The organism is Domibacillus sp. 8LH (genome assembly GCF_038806185.1).
GTDB lineage: Bacteria > Bacillota > Bacilli > Bacillales > Domibacillaceae > Domibacillus > Domibacillus indicus_A.
The window spans coordinates 1-247 of the sequence record NZ_JAVJNG010000280.1; the positions used below are offsets into that span (position 1 = coordinate 1).

General features: G+C 51.4%; 1 protein-coding gene. It reads left to right on the plus strand.

Features of this window, described 5'->3' with window-relative positions:
- Positions 1 to 37 precede the first annotated feature (37 nt).
- Positions 38 to 247: MliC family protein (locus RG959_RS24725; protein WP_342799357.1), on the plus strand; the 210-nt coding region annotated here is incomplete at its 3' end.

Below are 247 nucleotides of genomic sequence, written 5' to 3' on the forward strand. Positions count from 1 at the left end.
CCCCACAATGAGCAACGAAACGAAGGAGAAAATCTTTATGAAAAAAACGTTCGCTCTTGCTGCCATGATGGCGGCAATCGCTCCGAATCTTGCTTCAGCGGCGGATAAGATGATCCAGACCAAGTACGCTTGCGAAGGCGGAAAGACGTTGGATGTCGTGTACGTCGGAGACTATGCCGTGATGCTGCAAATGGATGAGCTTGTCCCGCTGAAACGCGCCAAGAGTGCATCAGGAGTACGCTACATC